The sequence below is a fragment of the Paenibacillus sp. JNUCC32 genome, from assembly GCF_014863545.1.
Lineage (GTDB): Bacteria > Bacillota > Bacilli > Paenibacillales > Paenibacillaceae > Paenibacillus_AQ > Paenibacillus_AQ lautus_A.
In genome coordinates this window covers 5600001-5618653 of record NZ_CP062260.1, presented here as the reverse complement: position 1 = coordinate 5618653, position 18653 = coordinate 5600001, and the positions used below count along the sequence as shown (strand labels likewise).

The following is an 18653-nucleotide window of genomic DNA, read 5'->3' as shown; positions in this document are numbered from 1 at the left end:
GTGGTAAAATATCTTATGTGTCTTGAGAGGAGGTAGGGGATGAGTCGGTTCATCCGGAATTCTGGTTTTTATTTGATTCTATTTTTAGTCGTGGTGGGCATAGTACAATTCGTCACCAATGGCGGCGAGCAAGCCGATGCCCCTAGTTATAATCAACTGCGGCAGGAAGTCAAAGCTAACAACATAGAGGAAATGACGGTACAATTTGACGGTTACGCTTATCTGGTGACCGGTAAGTATAGGGAGATATCCGAAGAGAAAAAATCGGAGAATTTCTCGACCTATATTCCTGCCACGGATGCAGCGATGCAAGAGCTGACTGCAGCCAGTGATAGCAACAATGTCAAACTGTCCGTGGTGCCAATGGAAGGCCAAAGCATTTGGCTGACATTGCTTTCATCCTTTATTCCGCTCATCATTATGTTTGTTCTGTTCTTCTTCCTGTTCAATCAGGCTCAGGGCGGCGGCGGCAAAGTGATGAACTTTGGTAAGAGCAAAGCCCGCTTATATAATGAAGAGAAGAAACGGATTACATTTGAAGATGTAGCCGGAGCAGATGAAGAGAAGCAGGAGCTTGTCGAGGTTGTTGACTTCTTGAAGGATCCGCGCAAATTTAACACGGTTGGCGCTCGCATTCCGAAGGGCGTCCTGCTTGTCGGTCCCCCGGGAACCGGTAAGACGCTCCTTGCACGCGCCGTTGCCGGCGAAGCGGGAGTGCCGTTCTTCAGTATTTCCGGTTCCGACTTCGTAGAGATGTTTGTCGGCGTCGGTGCTTCTCGCGTACGCGACTTGTTCGAAAACGCGAAGAAGAATGCACCGTGTATCATCTTCATTGATGAGATTGATGCTGTAGGTCGTCAGCGCGGCGCCGGTCTCGGCGGCGGTCATGACGAGCGCGAGCAGACCCTCAACCAATTGCTGGTTGAGATGGACGGTTTCGGAGCGAACGAAGGCATTATCATCGTCGCTGCGACCAACCGACCGGATATTTTGGACCCGGCGCTTCTTCGCCCGGGACGTTTTGACCGTCAGATTACCGTCGATCGCCCGGATGTGAAGGGCCGTGAAGCCGTACTGAAGGTTCATGCACGCAACAAACCGTTGACGAAGGATGTCAAGCTCGACATCATCGCCAAACGTACAACCGGTTTTACGGGCGCCGATCTGGAGAACCTCCTGAACGAGGCTGCCTTGCTTGCGGCTCGCCGCAACCGTAAAGATATCTCCATGCGAGAAGTGGATGAAGCGATTGACCGCGTTATCGTGGGTACCGAGAAGCGCAGCCGCGTGATCAGCGACCGCGAGAAACGCATCGTAGCTTACCATGAAGCCGGTCATACCATTGTGGGTTACTTCCTTGAGCATGCGGATACGGTGCACAAGGTAACGATTATTCCTCGCGGCCGTGCCGGCGGATATGTCATCATGATGCCGAAGGAAGATCGGATGCTCGTAACGAAGCAGGAATTGCTGGACCGCGTAACCGGTTTGCTTGGCGGCCGTGTCGCCGAGGAGCTGTTCATCGGCGAAATCGGAACCGGAGCCTACAGCGACTTCCAGCAAGCAACGGGCATCATCCGCAGCATGATTGTGGAATACGGTATGAGTGAGAAGCTCGGACCGATGCAGTTCGGTACATCCCAAGGACAAGTGTTCCTGGGACGTGATATCGGACACGAGCAGAACTATAGTGATGCAATCGCTTATGAAATCGATCAGGAAATGCAGCGGTTCATTAACGAATGTTATGAGAAATGTAGAGAGCTTCTGACCAAGCATTCCAAAGAGGTTCATCTGATTGCCAACACGCTTCTGGAGAAGGAAACACTGGAGCTTGAGCAAATCAAGAACCTCATTGAGACCGGATCGGCTGAAGGCGATGGCAGTGGCGAAGGTGAAGGTTCTTCCGAGAACGGCGAGCCGATCATCGACAACATTGGCGACGTGAAAGTTCGCATTCAAGGGAAAGAAGACGGCGGGCAGCCGACTTCCACGGAAGAGATTCCGAACAACCCGATGGATTCGAATGATCCAGCACCGGAAACCAAAGATTCCGAACGCAAGGATCCTCCAGGCGGATCGGACAACGGTAACAGCAGTTTAACGTAATATTCGTTGATAAAACATCGAATACCGAATAAAAAAGAAGAACCGGAGAACGATAATTCGTTTTCCGGTTCTTTTTGTGCTTTCTATCACATTGACAGGGGACAGAACGAACGTGTACATTAGTTGTTAAATAAGGATGCGCTTCCTTTCACAAAGGTGGAAACCATCCTGAAAGTCACATGGTCATCAGCGGCGAACAGCCGGACTACATAAAGGGAGAGGGTCGATCATGGAAGCTTTGGCACTGGAGCGCAAGGCAGAACAGAACCGTGAACTGCGTGAGCGGTTAATGCAGTTGAAGAAGGAACGCAATGCAATTATTTTGGCTCATTATTATCAACGGGACGAAATTCAGGAGGTTGCTGATTTCCGGGGGGATTCCTTCTTGCTCGCGCAGAAGGCGGCACAAACCGACGCCGAGGTCATCGTATTCTGCGGCGTGCATTTTATGGGCGAGAGCGCCAAAATCCTGGCACCAAACAAAACGGTTCTCATTCCGGATGAACGGGCCGGCTGTCCTATGGCCGATATGGTGAACGTGGACGGACTGCGGAAATTGAAAGCGCAGCATCCGAATGCGAAGGTGGTTACGTACATCAATTCATCCGCTGAAATCAAGGCCGAAACGGATATCTGCTGCACTTCCTCCAACGCCGTGAAAGTGATTCAGTCGGTGGATTCGGACGAAATTATATGGGTTCCCGATAAGAACCTGGGGCACTATGTTCAGCAGCATACCGACAAGAAACTCATTATTTGGGAAGGATACTGCAACACGCATGACATGCTGACCGTTAAGGATGTCGTCGAGATGAAGGCCAAATATCCTCAGGCTGAATTTGTGGTGCATCCGGAATGCCGTCCGGAGGTTGTTGCCATGGGTGACTTTGTGGGAAGCACAACCGCCATCCTGGAATATTGCAAACAGTCATCGGCCAAGGAGTTTATCGTGGGAACTGAGGACGGTACCGGTTATCAGCTTCGATTGGATAGCCCGGATAAATCGTTCCACTTCGCGACGAAATTCCTGGTATGTCCGAATATGAAAGTGAATAATCTCAAAAAGCTGGTGAGAGCACTTGAAACGATGAAGCCGCAGATCTATGTGCCGCCGGTCGTTGCAGAGAAAGCCAGAACTTCATTAGAGCGCATGTTACAGGTTAAGTAGCATGCGCTACTCTTTCGTGAAAAGACAGGTGAGGCAACGTGATACCGCAGTATTTGATTGATTTTGAGCTGAACGATCTCCCGGTTGTAGAGACGGATGTCATCGTGATCGGTTCAGGCATTGCGGGTTTATATACGGCGATCATGGCAAGTGCGACTCAGAATGTGCTTTTGATTACGAAAAAATCGCTCCTCGAGAGCAACACGCGTTATGCTCAAGGCGGGATCGCGGCCGTAACGGCGGAGGATGACTCGCCAGCATATCACCGTCAGGATACCCTCCTTGCAGGGGCCGGTTTATGTTCATCTGCCGCGGTGGATGTGCTTGTAAACGAGGGTCCCGTCGGGGTTCAAGAGCTGATTCGCCTCGGCACGACGTTTGATGTGGAGAACGGCGAGCTTGCTTTGACCAAAGAAGGTGCGCACAGCCACCGACGGATCCTTCATGCCAACGGGGATGCTACCGGTTATGAAATTGTGCGCGCTCTTTCCATTCAGGTCGAAATGCTTCACAATATAGAGGTATGGGACGATCATTTTGTCATTGACCTGATTACCGAGCAGGGAGAGTGTCACGGCGCATTGGTACAGATGCCGGATGGCAAGCGGGTATTCGTGCGCGGTCGTGCGACGATTATGTGTTCCGGGGGGGCCGGTCAATTGTACCGGTACACGACCAATCCGGAGGTTGCAACCGCGGATGGCATCGCCATGGCTTATCGGGCAGGCGCGGAAATTCGGGATATGGAGTTTATCCAGTTTCATCCGACGGCGCTAAGCTATCCGGGCGCTCCCCGATTCCTGATATCAGAGGCGGTTCGCGGCGAAGGTGCCGTGCTTCGTAATATAAGAGGGGAACGGTTCATGCCGAAATACCATGAGCTACAGGAGCTTGCACCGCGGGATATCGTGGCACGGGCCATTGTCAGCGAAATGGAAGCGACGGGATCGACCTTCGTATATCTGGATATTACCCATGAGTCGCCGGAAATGGTCAAACATCGATTCCCAACGATTTATGAAACATGCATGCAGTACGGGCTGGATTTATCGTCCGATTGGATTCCGGTCTCCCCGGCTGCGCATTATATGATGGGGGGCATCAAGACCAACCTGCACGGCGAGAGCAGCGTGAAGCGATTATTTGCTTGTGGAGAAGTCTCGTCTACCGGTGTTCACGGAGCGAACCGGTTGGCCAGCAATTCGCTTTCGGAGGCGGTCGTGTACGGCAGTCGGATTGTCGAGCGCATTAAGAGCCTCCCGAAACCCTCTGGGGATCCTCTTGGGGTATCATTTCATCTGGGCCGCAAGGACGCTCCGTCGCAAGCGATGGTGGAAAAACGCTTGAAGCTTCAGAAGGTCATGGTGCGTTATGCAGGACTTCGGAGAAATCGGGATACTCTAATAAGAGCGGCGGAAGAGCTTGGCCGTCAGCTGCCCTTGTTCCAATCGATGCTCTCCAAGCGTGAAGAATACGAATTTGCGAACATGCTGACTGCATCCCTGCTGGTGGTTCAAGGCGCGCTGGGACGGGAAGAAAGCCGGGGAGCTCACTACCGTGAGGATTATCCGGAGCGAAATGACAGCGAATGGCGCAAGCATATTGTGTTTATACGGGACCAAGAAATGACGGAGGAATTGAGCGATGATGTTTAACGGATATAACGATGGCCTTCTCCAGAGCATACGGACTTGGCTTCAGGAGGATATTGGGTCGGGGGATATTACGACCCTCACCACGATCGAGCCGGGTCACGAATCCAAAGGGGTTATCCATGCCAAAGAGGCAGGCATCGTGGCAGGCATGCCGGTGGCAGAGCTGGTATTCGAAACGGTAGATCCAACGCTTACGTTTACGGCATTGGTCCGTGACGGAGACGTGGTGGAAAAAGGGACGGTTCTCGCTGAGGTGGAAGGAAGCACCCATCGTATTTTGACAGGCGAGCGGCTCGCGTTAAATTTGCTTCAGCGTCTATCGGGCATTGCAACCAAAACACGTTCTTTTGTTGATGTGCTTGAAGGATTGCCGACAAGGCTGGTGGATACCCGCAAAACGACGCCAGGCCACCGGATGCTTGAGAAATATGCCGTGCGGGTCGGCGGCGGCGCGAATCATCGCTTCGGCCTGTACGATGCCGTCATGATCAAGGATAATCACATCAAGGGTGCGGGCGGCATCGCCCAGGCGGTCAGCCGGGCCAGAGCCCATATTCCGCACACCATGACGATCGAAGTTGAAACCGAGAGCCTGGCACAAGTGGAAGAAGCCTTGGCTGCAGGCGCGGATATTATCATGCTGGACAACATGAGTCATGACATGATGACGGAGGCCGTGCGGAGAATCAAGGCCAAGTCGCCCCACGTTCGCATCGAAGCGTCGGGGAACGTGACGCTGGAGACCGTGCGCGGGATTGCGGAGACCGGGGTCGATGTCATTTCGGTTGGACGGCTGACGTATTCATTCCATAGTCTCGATATTAGTTTGGATCTGAATGCAAAGAAAGGAGGAGCAGAGGGTTGATTCTCGTTGTGGACGTAGGGAATACCAATATTGTGCTGGGTGTGTACCAGGGAAAGAAACTGCTGCATGATTTTCGGATCAGTACATCGCGTCAGTCTACCGTGGACGAATACGGCGTATTGATCCACAATTTGTTTCAAATGTCCAATATATTGGTAAGCCAAATAGAAGGCGTTATTGTCTCTTCCGTAGTTCCTCCGCTTGTGCGCGTGGTCGAGGAAATGTGCAATAAATATATTGGCAAGGCGCCCCTTATCGTTGGGCCGGGTATCAAAACCGGACTCAATCTGCGGTATGAGAATCCGCGCGAGGTGGGGGCTGACCGGATCGTGAATGCAGTAGCAGCCGTCGAGCAGTACGGGGGGCCGCTGATCGTAGTGGATTTCGGTACGGCGACGACGTTTGATTGCATTGATGAAGCAGGCAACTATCTGGGCGGCGTAATTGTGCCGGGCATTGGCATTGCCACGGAAGCCCTTGTGCAGCGCGCTTCCAAGCTTCCTCGCGTAGAGCTCGAAAAGCCGAAAAAGGTGATTGGGCGCAACACCGTTCATGCCATGCAGGCCGGCATCGTATTCGGTTATGCAGGACAGGTCGATGGCCTGGTTAAACGCATAAAAGCCGAGATGGGAACGGACAATGTTAAGGTTATCGCCACGGGGGGAATGGCTGAGCTGATTGCCGGCGAAACGGAATCCATCGAAGAGATTTCTCCCCTCTTGACGCTGGAAGGCTTGCGTATTATTTACGAGCGTAACTAGAACCGATATAAAACCGTTAGATATTACAAACAACCAGAAAGACAAGGAGGCCTCAAGATGGGTAATCAAAAAGACCGTATGCTGCGGGGAACGGCGTTAAACGGGAAAGTGCGGGCATTTGCCGTTCGGACAACCGATCTGGTGGAAGAGCTTCGCCGAAGACACGATACGTTCCCTGTCGTCACAGCCGCTTTGGGCCGCACCGTGTCAGCAGCAGCGATGATGGGAGCTATGCTGAAGGGAGATGAGCGTCTTAGCATTCAGGTTCGCGGCGATGGACCGATCGGTCTGATTGCGGCGGAGAGCAATGCCAAGGGCGAGGTACGCGGTTATGTCAAAAATCCGCATGTGGAGCTGACGAATATACGTCCGGGCAAGATGGACGTAGCCGCTGCGGTAGGGACCACCGGTCAGATCGATGTGGTCAAGGATTTCGGATTGAAGGAGCCTTACCGTGGCAGCGTGCCGATTATCTCGGGCGAGCTGGCCGAAGATTTCACGTATTATTTTGCCGTATCCGAACAGACCAACTCGGCGGTAAGCTTGGGCGTGCTGGTTTCGCCGGATTATTCCGTGGCCAATGCCGGCGGCTTCATCATTCAGCTTCTCCCCGGCGTTAGCGATGAAGAGATTACGGAGATCGAGCTTGCGTTAAGCAAGATTCCTCCGATCACCGAGATGCTGGAGGAAGGGCTGGATCTCGAGGATATCCTGAAACGCGTCGTTCCGGATGTGACGATTCTGGAGGAAACGGAAGTCTACTTCAGCTGCGACTGCTCGCATGAGCGGGTGGAGCGCGCACTGATCAGCTTGGGACGGGAAGAGCTTGAGCAGATGATCGAAGAGGACGGCAAAGCAGAGGTTTCCTGCCATTTTTGCAATGAACGATATACGTTTGACCGAGAACAGCTTAAATCCGTGCTAGAGCGGGCCAAATCTTAATGTTGGGATGAGCGACCGTGATGACGAGACAAGAGAAGGGATTGTGGGCGACCGTCATTGTCTTGACAGCATGCGTATTGGGTATGGGGGGCTGGATGCTGTTTTCCGGGGGCTTTTCGCAGGAGGCTTCACCGCCGTGGAAAACAGGCTCCCAGCCCGTTGCATCCATCCAGGACAGGGCGATTACCGAAGACGAGTGGGTTGACGAGCTGAAGAAGCGATATGGGCGCGAAATGCTGATGACCATGCTGAATCGGCACGCCGTGGCGCTGGAAGCGAAAGCGAAGGGCATTGATGTGACGACCGCGGAAGTCGAAACGGAAATCGAAGTCATGAGCCGAAGCTATGGCTCTAAGGAACGGTTCTTATCGGAAATGGAAGATCAGCTTGGCATTACGGAGAGTGAGTTAAAGACGGAGACGACTTATCGGCTCCTGCTTGAGAAAATTGCGACTTCCGATGTTCACATCGAGGAGCAGCAAATCGATTCGTATCTGGAACAGTACCCTGATCAATTTCGGCCCAAGAAACAGCTGAATTTATCCATGATTGAAGTCGCTTCGGAAGATGAGGCGGAACGCGTCATGGATCGGCTGGAAAATGGGGAGGATTTTGCGGATCTCGCAGCTCAGGTATCCCTTGACGAGTACACTCGGGAAGACGGCGGACAGATCGGCTTGGTAGAAGAGGATGACCCCTTTTTGCCGCCAGAGCTGCTTGAAGCAGCTTTATCGCTCGAGCCCGGAGATATTGCGGGACCTGTATCGCTCACGGACACATATGCCATAGTATATGTGAGGGATATTATTGAGCCTCAAGCTCCTAGCGAGGAAAGTATCCGGAAGGCGGTTCGCAAGCAGCTGGCCCTGGAGCAGTCGGTGTCCTTATCGGAATTGGAGCGGCAGCTTCGCGAGAAATACGAGGCACGGATCAGTGCGGGTACGGTTACGCTGTAAATAGAGCAACAACATGAGGAAAGCTCGCTGTGGCGGAGAAAGATCTGGCTGCAGGGGCTTTTTTCGCTGTAGTTATGCCTGAGCTTGGATGGCTGCGGAAAATTGGCGGTTATCCCGCATGAAGTCCTCCGAAGGATTTCGCGTTCGGCTCGTTCGTGAGTCGCAGGAAAATTCACCTAGAAATGTTGATTTTCGAGCAGCTGGATATTGACAATGGCCTGTAACGTTGATAAGATGAAGGTACAAAAACCTACCTTTTTACTCGGATATTGGAGAGCCATTGAACAACTGGAATTTTATTAATCTGCGGGCTCCCATTTTTTTAACATCGAGAACCTACAAATTCATGATTCGACATTCGAATGAATAACACCATTATGTATTCACTATTTTTATCCAGATCCATATTTAGAGGAGGTCTTCTTTCATGGCAAAAGTCGTAAATAATGTGACAGAATTAATCGGTGAAACCCCGCTCGTCCGTTTGAACCGGATCGTACCTGAGGATAGCGCAGAGATCTATCTGAAGCTGGAATACCAGAACCCGGGCGCCAGCGTTAAAGACCGGATCGCGATCAGCATCGTGGAAGAGGCAGAGAAGGATGGACGTTTGAAGCCGGGCGATACGATCATTGAAGCGACCAGCGGCAATACCGGCATCGGCTTAGCTATGGTGGCAGCGGCTAAAGGCTATAAAGCGGTTATCGTCATGCCTGAAACCATGAGCTTGGAGCGCCGAAACCTGCTGCGTGCTTACGGAGCGGAACTGGTCCTGACACCGGGATCTGAAGGAATGAACGGTGCCGTTAAGAAGGCCGAAGAAATCCTGAAGGAAAATGCCGGATTCTTCATGGCCGAGCAGTTCAAGAACCAAGCGAACGTGAAGATCCACCGTGAAACGACTGGTCCGGAAATCGTTGAAGCGATCCAATCGATCGGCGGTTCCCTGGATGCGTTCGTGGCTGGCATCGGAACAGGCGGTACGATTACAGGCGCTGGGGAAGTGCTGAAAGAGCAATACCCTGACATCAAGATTATTGCGGTGGAGCCTGCTGCATCGCCAATCCTTGCCGGTGGCAAGCCAGGCCCTCACAAAATCCAGGGCATTGGCGCAAACTTCATCCCGGAAATTTTGAACCAAGAAGTGTACGATGAAATCGTTCATGTAGAGAATGACGATGCCTTTGAAACTTCCCGCCGCGTGGCGAAGGAAGAAGGCGTTCTTGGCGGTATTTCCTCCGGTGCGGCTGTATATGCTGCCTTGAAGGTCGCCAAAGAGCTTGGTAAAGGCAAGCGGGTTGTCGCTGTCATTCCAAGCAACGGAGAGCGTTACCTGAGCACGCCGCTCTATAACTTCGAATAAAATGTTCTGGAATAGGCTGTGCATTTTCATCTCACCCAAGTGAGGTAATGTGCTGCGAGAAGGGAGCCCTCAATGTGATTTTTATAGCATTGAGGGCTTTTTGCGTATACTACTCCCTAAGATAACGCTTTAATGGAATCAAGGGCTGACCGCTTCAAAAATTATTGTTGGACAAGCCTCTATTTAGGGTTTTCAAGAGAAGCGGGATACAGTATACTGACAGGCAACAGTAAGGCTTTTGAAGACTAAGGGAGGATCGGCATGGAGAGAAGAGTGGAGCTGGCCCAGTGGCAGTCATGGGCTAAAGAGGGCTGGTCCGTCGTTCCCTATCTGGTTCAATATAAAGGAGCAACACGAGGATTACCCCTGTCATGGAGACATGCTTGGAAAGCGGCCTCGCCTTATGCCTTTGTGCTGGAGAGCGGTAAGGGCGGACGCTACACGTATCTTGGGTTACGACCGGTGTCCATTTTGCAGGGAAAAGGAAGCCAGGGCGAGGTCGTCGAAATGTCAGGCGGATTGCGAACGCAGGTAACGGGAGAGCCGCTGCGTCTGTTGGAGCAGTGGATGAAAGCGTGGAAATCACCCCGAGTGCCGGGATGGCCGGATTTTCGGGGAGGCTGTGCAGGCTTTCTGAGCTACGATGTCATCCGCTCGATCGAGCAACTGCCCGTGATGGCCAAGGATGAGCCCGGCTTTCCGGATTATTTGTGGATGCGCATGGAAGAAGTCTGGATTTACGATCATGCGGACGACAGCCTATACTGCTCGGTGCATGTTCCTCTGCCTTGGGCTTTCGGGAGCGGGGAAGTTTCGAAGGAAGCGACGGCGCTTGAGGATTCAGCGGATGTTTCTGAAGGTTCGGAGCTCTCACAGGGGCAGGAAGGGATTTTGGAGGAATTATATGAGAAGGCCGGCCTAAGAGCCGAATCGATGCTCTCCCAATGGAATCAAATGTACGGAACGGGGCCGGAGAACGATTCGAGATTCGAAGATGAACGGGTGCGGCAGGAACGATGGAAGAAAGCGCAGGAGCTGTCAGGGCCGAACGTGGAGGTATGGGATCGGCTGGAGATTGATTTTTCGCAGGAAGCGTTCGAGCAGGCGGTTCTCTCGATCCAAGAATATATTCGGCAGGGCGATGTTTTTCAGGTCAACTTGTCTCTTCGCCGGCATCTGCAGCTCCATGCGGAACCTTCCGATATTTACGAGTGGCTGCGCATTCTGAACCCTTCACCTTATATGGGGTATTTATCCTCGCCAGGCTTCAGTTTGGCCAGCGGCTCGCCGGAATTGCTGGTGAAGCTGGATGGCGATACCGTGTCAGCCCGGCCGATCGCGGGTACCCGCCGCCGGGGGAGAAATCCGGAAGAGGACGCGGCCATGGAAGCGGAACTGCTTGGCAGCGAGAAGGAACGGGCCGAGCATATTATGCTGGTCGACCTGGAACGGAATGACATCGGCCGCATTGCCGCATACGGGACGGTGCATGTTCCGGAGCTGATGACCGTGGAGAGGTACTCGCACGTCATGCATTTGGTGTCCCAAGTGGAAGGGCGGATTGCTGAGGGCAACAATGCATATGATGTCATTGCGGCAGCGTTCCCTGGAGGCACCATTACCGGCGCACCCAAAATCAGGACCATGGAAATCATCGAAGGGCTGGAGCCCGTGACGCGGGGGCCTTATACCGGCTCCATGGGCTGGATCGATTATAACGGCGATATGGAGCTTAACATAATTATCCGAACCCTCGCCGTGAAGGATGGGGTCGGTTACATTCAGACAGGTGCTGGGATCGTCATTGATTCCGATCCTTATCGGGAATACCGGGAGTGCCATAACAAGGCCAAAGCTTTGATAGCGGCGCTGATGTGCAGTGAAGAAGAAGCCGCAGCGGCGGCTGCCTATATAGGGGGGAAATAACATGATACTTGTCATCGACAATTATGATTCGTTTACGTATAACCTGGTTCAATATTTGGGGGAGCTCGGCGAGGAAGTCAAGGTTTACCGGAATGATGAGATCGACATCGCCGGCATCGAAGCGTTGGCGCCGGACCATATCCTGATATCGCCGGGACCGTGCACGCCGAATGAAGCGGGCATTAGTCTGGACGTGATTTCGCATTTCAAAGGGATCATTCCCATCTTCGGCGTCTGCCTCGGCCATCAGGCGATCGGGCAAGCCTTTGGCGGCAACGTCATCCGTGCGGAGCGCCTCATGCATGGAAAAACATCCGCCATCCAACACACAGGAGAATCGGTCTTCGAAGGTTTGCCGGTTCCGTTCACCGCAACGCGATATCACTCGCTGATCGTTGAGAAGGAGACCCTCCCCGAGGAGCTGGAGATTACCGCCTGGACGGAAGAGGGCGAAATCATGGGGCTTCGGCACAAGCATTATCCCGTGGAAGGCGTGCAGTTTCATCCGGAATCCATCATTACCGACCATGGCCATCAGATGCTGCGCAACTTCCTGAAGCGCACGGCTGGCGCCAAGGCATGAAATATATAGGCATGAACGGCGGCATCGTTGAAGCTGCCGACGCGGTCATACCTGTGATGGATCATGGGCTTTTATACGGAATGGGTCTATTCGAGACCTTCCGCACGTATCAGGGGAAGCCCTTTTTGCTAGAGCGGCATTTGAACCGGCTGACGGACAGCTGTCGGGAGCTCGGGATCGCCCACAAGGCGGATGCCGAGAGGATCAGCGGCTGGATTGCCGAGCTGATGGAGGCGAACGGCCTTCAGGATGCCTATATACGGTACACCGTAACCGCAGGAGAAGGATTGCTCGGTTTGCCTGCCGGAGATTATGCGAAGCCGGCCGAGGTACTATTCGCCAAAGAGCTGCCGGCCGCCAACGCTGCGCTCTACGAGACAGGCAGAGCCATGAGGCTGCTGTCCCTACCGCGGAACACGCCGGAATCATCGGTCCGGATGAAATCCCTGCATTATATGAACAATATACTCGCAAAGCGGGAATTGGCAAGATATCCGGAACCATCGGGTGGTCCGGCAGAGGGGCTGATGTTAACTTCGGCGGGAGACGTGGCCGAAGGCATCGTCAGCAACGTCTTTTTCGTCAAAAGGGGGCGTTTATATACGCCGGACGTGGGTACCGGCATTTTGCCGGGGATTACCCGGGCGGTGGTGCTGGAATTGGCTGCCGATCTTGGCATCGAGGCCGAAGAAGGCCGTTATGGTTGGGATGTATTTACCGGAGCGGATGAAATATTTACGACAGGCTCTGTTCAGGAGATTGTTCCGGTCACGACGTTGATTGGAGTTGAAGGTGAGGCACTGACCATCGGACAAGGAGTGGCCGGCCCGATAACCCGTACATTGCTGTATGCGTATAGAAGGAAAGCAGGGCTTGATATATGAAAACAACCATCTATGAACGTGAATATCGTTTGAGCAAGGACGCTGAGTTAAAGCTCGGTCAATCGACGCTCATTATGGGCATATTGAATGTGACGCCGGATTCGTTCTCGGACGGAGGCCGTTATAACGACACGGAACGAGCCGTTGAGCATGCGCTTCAGCTGATTGAGGGGGGAGCCGACATCATCGATATCGGCGGGGAATCGACGCGGCCGGGACACGAGCCGGTTGGAGCTTCAGAGGAGCTTGCCCGCGTAATCCCGGTTATTGAAGCTATTCACCGGCACGCGCCGCAAATTCCGTTGTCGATTGACACCTATAAAGCGGAAGTGGCGCGCCAGGCTATTGGAGCGGGGGCTCATATCATTAATGATATCTGGGGCTTTAAAGACGATCCTGATATGCCTCAGACGGCGGCAGAGCTCGGATGCCCCGTCATTCTTATGCATAATCGACGCGATCGAAATTACACGAATCTGATAGAAGACGTAAAACGCGATTTGCTGGAAAGCGTCGAAATTGCGCGCGCTGCCGGTGTGCAGGATCACCAAATTTTGCTTGATCCGGGCATTGGTTTTGCTAAGGACTATGACGAGAACATGAAAGTGATGGCATCTCTCGATCAGCTTGTGGGGCTGGGGTTTCCGGTACTGCTGGCTACCTCCCGCAAAAGGTTTATCCAAACCGCGCTTGGCGCTCCGGCACAAGACGTGCTGGAAGGAACGGCAGCCACCGTCGCATACGGGATTGCGCAAGGCTGTCAGATCGTTCGGGTGCACGACGTGAAGCATATGAAACGGACAGCCATGATGTGCGATGCCATGACTTACGCTTCAACGGAGCTTCAACGCAACTAATTTTTTGGGATCAAGGATAGAAGGGCGGAGTACGAGATGGATAAAATGATACTGAGCCGCATGGAATACTACGGTTACCACGGTGTGTTTGAGGAAGAGCGGAAGCTGGGCCAACGTTTCTATGTGGATCTTGAGCTGGAGATGGATTTGAGCAAAGCCGCGAAGACGGATGATCTGACGTTAACGGTAAATTATGCCGAGATTCATGAACTCCTGCTGGAGATTATGCGGACGGAGTCGTTCCGCCTGATTGAAGCTTTAGCGGAGCATATTGCATCTAAGGTATTGGACACTTATACTATTATCGATGCTTTAACGGTCCGATTGACGAAGCCGCACCCGCCTTTTGACATTCATTTTGAAGGTGTGACCATTGAGCTGCACCGGACCAGGAAGTGAGACGATCATGAATTCACACGCCACCTCTGAGTGTTCAGAGGCTTATATTGCTTTAGGGGCCAATTTGGGAGACCGCGAGGGGAACCTGATGGAGGCTTTGGAACGGTTGGATGAAGTGCCAGGCATTGAGGTAGAGCGCGTATCCAACCTGTATGAGACCGAACCGGTCGGTTACGTGGATCAGCCGATGTTCCTTAATATGGCCGCAGCCGTGTCGACATCGCTGAGTCCCCATGAGCTGCTTGCCGTAATGCAGCAAATCGAGAAACAGCTCGGCCGGGTCCGTCATATTCACTGGGGACCGCGGACGGTGGATCTGGATCTGTTATGGATGGAAGGACGCCGTCTGGATACGCCGGACCTCGTTCTGCCGCATCCCCGCATGCAGGAACGGGCTTTCGTTCTCAGGCCGTTGGCCGATATCGTGTCTGAGCTTGAACCTTCTGGTCTGTACCCCGTGGTGAAGACAGCACTTGAGAACCTGGAAGGAAAGGAAGGAATTCAGCTTTGGAAAACAAGCAGCTGGCGCAGCGTATCCGCGCTTTCCGAAAATTGAAGGGTTTGACCCAGCAAGAGCTCGCCGAGCGATCCGGTATTTCTCTGGCTGTTCTTGGCGCAATCGAACGGGGGAACCGCCGTGCCGAGGAGCAGATGCTGGCTCAGATTGCCGACGTGCTGGAGATTACGTTGCAGGAGCTTAAGGAACGGAGCTAGATTATCTATCGTGAAGGGATTCAGGTTTATTTTTTAGAAACCCTGCCATTAATATAGGAAGATGTCTTTTGGATGGGATCTACAAGAATGAGTAAATGTTGCGGACTGGACGATTGCGCGATTCATGGGTATGATGGTTTGGTTTGAAACTTAGGGGATTTCACGCTCGAGAAGCGGGATCCTTCGACTATAAATATTTGAAAATAAAGGAGGGAAACATGGAATGGATCAATTGAAAATCGGAAACGTTGAAATGAAAAACCAAGTGGTTCTGGCGCCGATGGCTGGCGTGTGCAATCCGGCGTTCCGATTGATCGCGAAGGAATTCGGCACCGGTCTGGTCTGCGCCGAAATGGTCAGCGGCAAGGCGATCGTTCACGGCAACAAGCGCACCCAGGAAATGCTGTTCGTCGACGAGCGGGAGAAGCCGTTGAGCCTGCAAATTTTTGGCGGCGACCGCGTATCCCTGGTGGAAGCGGCCAAAGTCGTCGATCAACAGACCAATGCCGATATCATCGACATCAACATGGGCTGCCCTGCACCGAAGGTAACGAAGATGGATGCGGGAGCGCGCTGGCTTCTGGATTCGAACAAAATCTATGAGATGGTCGCGGCGGTTGTCGATGCCGTGAACAAACCGGTCACGGTGAAGATGCGCACAGGCTGGGATAGCGATCATATCTATGCTGTCGAAAATGCGCAGGCTGTCGAACGGGCGGGCGGTCAAGCCGTCAGCGTTCACGGGCGTACGCGCGAGCAGCTCTACACCGGGCACGCAGATTGGGACATCATTCGCCAAGTGAAAGAAGCCGTCTCCATTCCGGTTATCGGCAACGGCGACGTAGTGACGCCGGAAGATGCGCGACGGATGCTGGATACGACGGGATGCGATGGCGTCATGATCGGTCGTGGAGCGCTGGGGAATCCTTGGATGCTGTACCGTACCGTGGAATACCTGAAGACGGGCCAGCTGCTGTCGGATCCGTCTCCCCAGGAGAAAATCCGGATTGCCATCCTGCATATGGACCGGCTGATCGCCCTGCGCGGCGAAGCGGTAGCGGTTAGGGAGATGCGCAAGCATCTTTCCTGGTACTTGAAAGGGCTCAAGGGATCGGCTCGCATTAAAGATATTATTATGGAAGAAACGAAGCGCGATGAATTGGTCAGCCTTCTGAACAACTTTGTGAACAATCTGGAGGACCATGAAGAATCGGCAAAAAGCGTATACCCTCAAGCCGCTGCGGCGATTGGATAATACGAGGTGCAGGCTGTTAACGGTTGCGTATATGCGACATCCGTGACAGCCTTTGCGCGCATTGACTTTTTGAAATGGTTCCCATATAATCTTTCAGTATAAATTCAAGAAATTGAGCAGGCATCAGAGGGAAGTTCTGATCCCCAAGAATTCGCATATAGTATGTTGATACCGTGGTTTAAATTATTTACATGACAGGAGAATCGGTTAATGAGCGATAAAGAAGTCATTCTTACCCAGGACGGTCTGAAGAAACTGGAGGACGAACTTGAGAATCTGAAGTCTGTGAAGCGCCGCGAGGTGGCTGAGCGGATTAAAGTTGCCATCGGTTATGGCGATATTAGTGAAAACTCCGAATATGAAGACGCCAAGAACGAGCAAGCCTTTATCGAAGGCCGGATTATTACGCTGGAGAAAATGCTCCGTAATGCGCGCATCATCAACAACGATGATATCAATACCGATGTAGTCGGCGTGGGCAACACGGTGATCGTGGAGGATTTGGAATTTGGCGACACGATGGAATATACCATTGTAGGTACGGCTGAATCGGATCCGCTTAACAACAAAATCTCGAACGAGAGCCCTGTCGGCAAAGCGATTATCGGCAAGCAAAAAGGATCGGTTGTGGATGTTAACGTTCCTGCGGGCGTTATTCAATATAAAATTGTAGACATTAAGAAGTAAGTCGGAATGTGGTGTAGAAAGCTTCCTTCGGGGGGCTTTTTTAAATAGGTTAGGGCCGGGTTGAGGGCTTAATGGATGGATGGCATGTCTTGAAATGGCTGCCCTACCGTTAAGTCCTTGCCGAATGTGTACGGGATTCACAATGGAAGCGAAATGAAGGAGATGAATGACGATGACGGAAGAAATGAACAACCAGGAACAAGAACAGGAGTTAAGTGAGCTTTTGCAAATCCGCCGCAACAAATTGGACGAGCTTCGCAAGCTGGGCATCGATCCGTTTGGTGGAAAATACGAAAGAGAACATCACGCAGGTGATATTCTGAAACAGTACGACGAGCTCTCCAAGGAAGAGTTGGAAGAGAAGCAGGTGGAAGTGAACCTGGCTGGACGGATTATGGCTAAACGCGGCATGGGCAAGGCTTCTTTTGCCCATATTCAGGATTTGAGCGGCCGGATTCAGATTTATGTTCGCCAGGATTCCGTTGCAGAAGCGCAGTATGAAGCATTCAGCATCCTTGATCTGGGTGACATCATCGGGATAAAAGGGGTCTTGTTCAAGACCAAGACCGGTGAAACTACCGTGAAGGTGAAGGAGCTGGAGGTTCTTTCGAAATCGCTGTATCCGCTCCCTGAGAAATTCCATGGTTTGAAGGATGTAGAGCTCCGTTATCGTCAGCGTTACGTCGACCTGATCATCAATCCCGATGTGCAGAAAACCTTCATTACCCGTTCCCGGATTATCCAATCGATGCGCCGTTACCTGGATTCCCAAGGCTATCTTGAGGTGGAGACCCCGACCTTGCATTCCATCGCTGGCGGTGCGGCGGCACGCCCGTTCATCACGCATCATAATGCGCTCGATATGGAACTGTATATGCGGATCGCAATTGAGCTCCATCTGAAGCGCCTGATTGTGGGCGGACTTGAGAAAGTGTACGAAATTGGCCGCGTATACCGGAATGAAGGGATCTCTACCCGTCATAATCCGGAGTTTACGATGATTGAGCTGTATGAAGCTTATGCGGACTACAAAGATATTATGGCACTGACCGAGAATCTGATTGCCCATATCGCCCAAGAGGTGCTGGGCACGCAAGTCATTTCCTATCAAGGGCATGAAGTGGACCTGACGCCGCAGTGGCGCCGCGTATCCATGGTGGATGCGGTAAAAGAAGTTGTCGGCGTAGACTTCAGCGTGGATATGTCCAACGAGGAAGCGCATCGTCTTGCCAAAGAACACAAAGTTCCGGTTGAGCCGCATATGACATTTGGTCATATTTTGAACGCGTTCTTTGAGCAATTCGTAGAAGAGACGCTGATTCAGCCGACGTTCGTAACCGGTCACCCGGTTGAGATTTCGCCGCTGGCGAAGAAGAACGACGTGGATCCGCGGTTCACGGATCGCTTTGAGCTGTTTATCGTGGCGCGCGAACACGCCAATGCATTCTCGGAGCTCAATGATCCGATTGACCAGCGTCAGCGTTTTGAAGCGCAGATGAAGGAGAAAGAGCAGGGCAATGACGAAGCGC

18 protein-coding genes (1 of these 18 only partly in view) are annotated in these 18653 nt (G+C 52.6%); all 18 read left to right on the top strand.

The window, feature by feature from the left end:
* The first annotated feature begins 39 nt into the window (after nucleotides 1–39).
* Nucleotides 40–2109: an ATP-dependent zinc metalloprotease FtsH gene (gene ftsH / locus JNUCC32_RS24810; RefSeq protein WP_009591914.1), complete on the top strand. Its 2070-nt coding sequence runs from the start codon at nucleotides 40–42 to the stop codon at nucleotides 2107–2109.
* A 229-nt stretch (nucleotides 2110–2338) separates the two neighbouring features.
* The gene (gene nadA, locus JNUCC32_RS24805; protein ID WP_009591898.1) at nucleotides 2339–3277 is read left to right on the top strand and encodes a quinolinate synthase NadA; all 939 of its coding nucleotides are present in this window, start codon (nucleotides 2339–2341) and stop codon (nucleotides 3275–3277) included.
* Between the two features lie 38 nt (nucleotides 3278–3315).
* Complete coding sequence (gene nadB, locus JNUCC32_RS24800) at nucleotides 3316–4932, top strand: L-aspartate oxidase (protein WP_192570137.1); 1617 nt, start codon at nucleotides 3316–3318, stop codon at nucleotides 4930–4932.
* Complete coding sequence (gene nadC / locus JNUCC32_RS24795) at nucleotides 4922–5797, top strand: carboxylating nicotinate-nucleotide diphosphorylase (protein ID WP_192570136.1); 876 nt, start codon at nucleotides 4922–4924, stop codon at nucleotides 5795–5797. The genes nadB and nadC overlap by 11 nt, the downstream gene beginning before the upstream one ends.
* Entirely contained in the window at nucleotides 5794–6558 is a 765-nt protein-coding gene (locus JNUCC32_RS24790) for a type III pantothenate kinase (protein ID WP_009591942.1), read from the top strand. Before nadC ends, JNUCC32_RS24790 begins: the two co-directional genes overlap by 4 nt.
* A gap of 57 nt (nucleotides 6559–6615) precedes the next feature.
* Nucleotides 6616–7500: an Hsp33 family molecular chaperone HslO gene (gene hslO / locus JNUCC32_RS24785; protein WP_009591925.1), complete on the top strand. Its 885-nt coding sequence runs from the start codon at nucleotides 6616–6618 to the stop codon at nucleotides 7498–7500.
* A 20-nt stretch (nucleotides 7501–7520) separates the two neighbouring features.
* Nucleotides 7521–8456 (top strand): peptidylprolyl isomerase, encoded by a 936-nt coding sequence (locus JNUCC32_RS24780; RefSeq protein ID WP_096777312.1) that lies wholly within the window; start codon nucleotides 7521–7523, stop codon nucleotides 8454–8456.
* A gap of 427 nt (nucleotides 8457–8883) precedes the next feature.
* A complete protein-coding gene (cysK, locus tag JNUCC32_RS24775; protein WP_012818329.1) occupies nucleotides 8884–9819 on the top strand; it encodes a cysteine synthase A in 936 nt (311 codons plus the stop codon).
* 261 nt (nucleotides 9820–10080) lie between these two features.
* Nucleotides 10081–11745, top strand: coding sequence for an anthranilate synthase component I family protein (locus JNUCC32_RS24770; RefSeq protein WP_192570135.1), 1665 nt, complete (start codon nucleotides 10081–10083; stop codon nucleotides 11743–11745).
* 1 nt (nucleotide 11746) lies between these two features.
* Nucleotides 11747–12328, top strand: a complete 582-nt coding sequence (pabA, locus tag JNUCC32_RS24765) for an aminodeoxychorismate/anthranilate synthase component II (protein WP_009591892.1) — start codon at nucleotides 11747–11749, stop codon at nucleotides 12326–12328.
* The gene (locus tag JNUCC32_RS24760) at nucleotides 12325–13212 is read left to right on the top strand and encodes an aminotransferase class IV (protein WP_192570134.1); all 888 of its coding nucleotides are present in this window, start codon (nucleotides 12325–12327) and stop codon (nucleotides 13210–13212) included. The genes pabA and JNUCC32_RS24760 overlap by 4 nt, the downstream gene beginning before the upstream one ends.
* Complete coding sequence (folP, locus tag JNUCC32_RS24755) at nucleotides 13209–14069, top strand: dihydropteroate synthase (protein ID WP_192570133.1); 861 nt, start codon at nucleotides 13209–13211, stop codon at nucleotides 14067–14069. Before JNUCC32_RS24760 ends, folP begins: the two co-directional genes overlap by 4 nt.
* A gap of 36 nt (nucleotides 14070–14105) precedes the next feature.
* On the top strand, nucleotides 14106–14468 hold the full coding sequence (gene folB / locus JNUCC32_RS24750; RefSeq protein ID WP_009591901.1) for a dihydroneopterin aldolase: 363 nt from the start codon (nucleotides 14106–14108) through the stop codon (nucleotides 14466–14468).
* Between the two features lie 7 nt (nucleotides 14469–14475).
* On the top strand, nucleotides 14476–15024 hold the full coding sequence (folK, locus tag JNUCC32_RS24745; protein WP_036672070.1) for a 2-amino-4-hydroxy-6-hydroxymethyldihydropteridine diphosphokinase: 549 nt from the start codon (nucleotides 14476–14478) through the stop codon (nucleotides 15022–15024).
* A complete protein-coding gene (locus JNUCC32_RS24740) occupies nucleotides 14976–15182 on the top strand; it encodes a helix-turn-helix domain-containing protein (RefSeq protein ID WP_012818334.1) in 207 nt (68 codons plus the stop codon). Before folK ends, JNUCC32_RS24740 begins: the two co-directional genes overlap by 49 nt.
* A gap of 223 nt (nucleotides 15183–15405) precedes the next feature.
* The gene (gene dusB, locus JNUCC32_RS24735) at nucleotides 15406–16437 is read left to right on the top strand and encodes a tRNA dihydrouridine synthase DusB (protein WP_036661675.1); all 1032 of its coding nucleotides are present in this window, start codon (nucleotides 15406–15408) and stop codon (nucleotides 16435–16437) included.
* A gap of 210 nt (nucleotides 16438–16647) precedes the next feature.
* The gene (gene greA / locus JNUCC32_RS24730) at nucleotides 16648–17124 is read left to right on the top strand and encodes a transcription elongation factor GreA (protein WP_009591919.1); all 477 of its coding nucleotides are present in this window, start codon (nucleotides 16648–16650) and stop codon (nucleotides 17122–17124) included.
* A 172-nt stretch (nucleotides 17125–17296) separates the two neighbouring features.
* On the top strand, nucleotides 17297–18653 hold the 5' portion of the coding sequence (gene lysS / locus JNUCC32_RS24725) for a lysine--tRNA ligase (RefSeq protein ID WP_096777307.1). 155 nt of this gene lie beyond the right edge of the window; 1357 of the gene's 1512 nt are visible here — the first part of the coding sequence; its start codon is at nucleotides 17297–17299; its stop codon lies off the right edge, out of view.